This is a genomic window from Candidatus Thermokryptus mobilis (assembly GCF_900070205.1).
Lineage (GTDB): Bacteria > Bacteroidota > Ignavibacteria > Kryptoniales > Kryptoniaceae > Kryptonium > Kryptonium mobile.
Genome location: NZ_FAOO01000006.1, coordinates 1 through 3497 on the forward strand (window position 1 = coordinate 1; position 3497 = coordinate 3497).

Genomic DNA, 3497 nt, shown 5'->3' on the forward strand with positions numbered 1-3497 from the left:
TCTTTCTTCCTATCCTTATCAAAATCCGTCACTACAATGTCAAATGCCCAAGTCGCTGTAAGCGAACTGTCCTGAAATTCAACCTTGAAACTAGAAAAAGGATCAAGCTCTGGTGAATCAAGTGATATTATCCACATATGAATCCGAGCTGTCCTATCAATTAAAGCTATCTCTTGCTTCCCATCCCCATCAAAATCATCCGCAAGAAGATATGTTAATCTAAAACCAGCGTTTCCATCAGCTGGGTAATCAAGGTTCCACGAAAATGTCGGCTCGTTCGGAAAACTTCCTGTCGCAGGATCATATTCATAAAAGAAAATTTTATCGGGATTCAAAATCCCAGCCGCTGGATCAGCATTTGAAGGGTTAACAACGCATATCTCATAATTCCCGTCACCATCAACATCGGTTATATTCACACCAGGGAAACTATAGCCATTTGTGTTCGCAGTTAAAGGCAAACCAACCGACCATAAAAGTTTGTAAGAATCATTCCCGTCGTTTTCAAACCAAAAAATCCACTTCGTTGAATCTTCAGAACTTGGACTTGAAACTGTCGGGTCGTTAATCGCAAGAATTTCAAGTTTTCCATTCTTGTTAAGGTCAAGCCCTGCTATAACATCATCACAGCCATCAATCTTTTGTATCACTGGATAATTAGCAACATAAGATATACTAAAGCCTGGCTTCAAATAATCCAAGTAATATGAAACCTGCCCGAATGAAGCAAGAGAAATAAAAGTTAAAACCAAGAAAAAGAAAAGTTTCCTCATAGCACTTAACCCTCCATTTGTTTTTATTTTTAAAATTACCCCTAAACCTGACGAGGTGCTTTTAAAAAACCAGTGGATTTCTTAACTTCTCGCAAGAGGTGCGGAACTCAAGAGAACACAATTGCTAACAAAATATAAAAAACCCCTTACAATTTGTCAATAGGAAAAGTTGCAAAATAGTGAATTTTAATAATTTACCTTTCCATCAAAAGATACATCCAGTTCTCATCCTTTATCTCACCGACAAGCGTTGAATGAAGTAGCTCAAACCTGCCAAATCCCCTTCTATCTCCAAATACAAAGATTACCCCACCTTGCAAGCTATAATAATGCCATATCTCATACGGCTTCATATTTTCAGCATATGGATATCTTTCAACTTCATCTGGCGGTCCATAAACGATATAAACCCTCCCTCTATCTGTTTTCCAACCCGGTTCATACTTCGTTGTGAATTTCTCATCCGCTTCTTTCACACGCTGGAGATATTGAGCTCTGAATTCAATTCCGCCTCTCCTTGCCCAGAAAGTTCCCAAAAACCTTCTCTTCGCCTCAATCCCTCTCAACTTCTTGTAAAGGTCCTTCTCCTCTTGCGTCGCTATATAACTTGCCTTTGAAAATTCATCATCAAGCTCACCTTCAGCAAGCGAATAAACCTGCGCTATAACTTTTGAAGTGTCAACCCTTGGTGTAACAGATGGATTAAATATAAAAAACTTTCGCCTGTTCCCAACGAGAATTTTATCCTCAATATCCGAGACCACGACATCAAGGTAATAAATCCCCGTTGGCAGATTAAATACATTTACCGTCCCAACCTCAACAGCTGAATCATAAACCTTTCCTCTTACAAACCTCTTCTCCCTTACCTCTTGAACCTTTTGCTGATAATTATCAAGCACATTTACCGTTATCACGAATTTATCACCACCAACCCCACTGAAAATGTTGTAAAGTTCAAAATAGTAATAAAGAACTGGAACATTTTGCCCAAATGTAGCCGTCGGATTCGGAACAACTCTAAAAGAATTTTTATAAAATGCATCATTCGTATCTGTAGACCTCTCTATTGAATAACAAAACTCCAAACTGCTTATCAAGAGTTTATCTCCCTTGACAAAAGTTGGAACATTCACATCAAAAGCAACGCTATCATAATTTTGAGTGTTAAAAAGGTCAATCCCCTTCATCACTACTTTGTATCTCCCTGCAGGAACATAAAATCTAAGAACATCAACAACATCCTGACCTGCAGCTCCCACCGTGTCAGGAAATCCTGTTTCAATCTTCCAACCCTTACTTATGATTAGAGAATCTTTATCAAGATTTACCACATCAAGCCGAAAGAAAAGCGAAATGTTATATTTGCCATTTCTAAACTCATATGTGAGCTTTGATTTTTGAACCGAATAAAAAATTTCAAGGTAACTTTGTTGGTCGGAATGTCTGAAAACAGCGTAATCAACATTCAAGCCAAGCTTCCCTTCAATAAAGAAAGATGAAACCAAATTTACCAGAGCAAAGATTAAAATCTTCATTTTTTGAGCTGAAAATTTTTGTTTTCAAAATAAAAAGGGGTGAACCCCACCTATTCAAAAGGGCTCACCCCGAAAACTTAAACAACATCAAACAAAGACATATCTTTACATCGCAAACCTAATCGTGAGGAATTGGTTGTTATCAAAGAATTTAACCTTCCTATATGTGTATTCAACGCTTGCCTCAAGTGTCCCACCAAGTGGAATGTTAAAACCAACTCCAAACGATGGCGAGTTGAAAACATAGTCCGTCTCATTGACATAAGAATATCCAACCCTCAAGAAGAGCATATTCTTAAACGAATACTCAAGACCACCCTTATATTCATCAAGCGTGAAGTTATTGTTCTGGAAACTTCCAGCAAGCGTCAAAGATGACTCTCCGAGCTTGAGGTTATACGCAAATCCAAGCTCAAACGCTGCTGGGAGCTCAAATTCCTGAAGTGGAACCCTCAACGACCTCACAGGTGAACCCGGCTCTGAACCCGGTATCACAACACCCCATTCAAGGTCCGGACCGTCAAATTTCATATTTCCACCCACATTCTTCATCACAGCCCCAAATCTTAAACCACTTTCAAGACGATACTGCAAACCAATGTCAACAGCAAAACCGGTCGCGGACTCTCTCAAAATTCTTTCAGTGATAAGCTTCAAATTCGCCCCAACATAAATTCTATCTGTCATCCTCCTACTATATGAAACAGCTGCTGTAAGAAATGTCGGGCTAAACTTCTCACCAGTCCCTTCCGGCTCATCAACCGTTGTGATAGGTATTTCACCAAAGTCAAGCGATTTCAAACTTACTCCGAAAACACCAACACCGCCGAAATTTGCTATAGCCGAAAGATAATTCACTTTTATATCAGCAATCCAAGTCACATGGGAAAACATCGCTTCGGCGGACTTATTTGTGAAGCTTGCACCAGCTGGATTCCAAAACAGAGCATCAACACCATTCGCCTCAGCAACAACTCCACCACCTAAAGCAACACCTCTTGAACCAACCGGAATTCTCAATTCCTCCGCTCCAGCCGTCCCCTTCCTTTTACTTGTTCCCGCTTCAAGTGAAGTTAAAATTAATGCCAAACCTATAACCGATAGTATTATTTTCTTCAACATGTCTTCCTACTCCGTTGTTTATTTTTTATTTTTGAATTCAAAAAACAAACCCCGGCGCCCATAG

The 3497-nt window shown here is 39.4% G+C and carries 3 protein-coding genes; all 3 read right to left on the reverse strand.

Annotated elements, in window-relative coordinates; genetic code table 11:
* The coding region (locus FKZ43_RS04880; RefSeq protein WP_181180267.1) for an FG-GAP-like repeat-containing protein at positions 1-773 on the reverse strand (773 nt) is incomplete at its 3' end.
* A gap of 194 nt (positions 774-967) precedes the next feature.
* The gene (locus FKZ43_RS04885) at positions 968-2311 is read right to left on the reverse strand and encodes a GWxTD domain-containing protein (RefSeq protein WP_140944757.1); all 1344 of its coding nucleotides are present in this window, start codon (positions 2309-2311) and stop codon (positions 968-970) included.
* Positions 2312-2416: 105 nt separating this feature from the next.
* Positions 2417-3433 (reverse strand): PorV/PorQ family protein, encoded by a 1017-nt coding sequence (locus tag FKZ43_RS04890; RefSeq protein WP_140944758.1) that lies wholly within the window; start codon positions 3431-3433, stop codon positions 2417-2419.
* Between the last annotated feature and the right edge of the window lie 64 nt (positions 3434-3497).